Source organism: Komagataeibacter oboediens, assembly GCF_003207815.1.
Taxonomy (GTDB): Bacteria; Pseudomonadota; Alphaproteobacteria; order Acetobacterales; family Acetobacteraceae; genus Komagataeibacter; species Komagataeibacter oboediens.
In genome coordinates, this window is record NZ_NKTX01000255.1 from 1 (window position 1) to 617 (window position 617).

General features: G+C 61.4%; 2 protein-coding genes. Both read right to left on the reverse strand.

The features are described from left to right. Positions 1-385 (reverse strand): transposase (locus tag CFR80_RS18700; protein ID WP_258367976.1); only part of this gene is annotated, 385 nt, incomplete at its 3' end. Positions 386-450: 65 nt separating this feature from the next. Continuing rightward, on the reverse strand, positions 451-615 hold the full coding sequence (tnpB, locus tag CFR80_RS20240; RefSeq protein WP_220032779.1) for an IS66 family insertion sequence element accessory protein TnpB: 165 nt from the start codon (positions 613-615) through the stop codon (positions 451-453). Positions 616-617: the final 2 nt, after the last annotated feature.

Consider the following 617-nt stretch of genomic DNA (forward strand, 5'->3'; position numbering starts at 1 on the left):
TCAGCATGAAGGCCATCGTGAACCCGTTTCTCAGAAAGGGGTCGTTTTTGGCTGCCTGTCCCCCTTCCGAAGGGGTCACTTTTCCATGCCGCTTAACACTCCGGGGTGCTGTCGTGCGGACAGCGGGATCCGCCGCATTTTCGGGCGCGTCCTCGGCGAGCGTCGTCTCCAGTTCTTCCAGTTCGAGTTCGAGTTGGGCCAGCAGGCGGCGCCCCCGCTCCGACGAGGCGCCGAAACGGTCCTGGCGCATCCGCGCGATAAGATGTTTGAGATGGGCAACCTGCGCTTCGGCGCTGGCCGCACGGGCTTCCGCGACCTCGGCACGCGCCTCGGCAGCGGCAAGTGCCGCGCGCAAGGCGATGATGTCGTCCGTGTCTCCCGTCATGAAGGCAGTTGATCACATGGGCGCTCAAAAGGGTACCAGTATATGCTGACCTGGCGCGGTTTTTATTATCCCGCCAGTTCAGGTCTCCATGTTTTCTGCGGATTGCGCCAGTCCACACCCTCCAGCAGACAAGTCAATTGTGACGGGGAGAGATGGATCGCTCCGTCCTTTGCCGAAGGCCACAGGAAATGCCCGCGCTCGATCCGCTTCGCATATAAGGAAAGGCCGATCC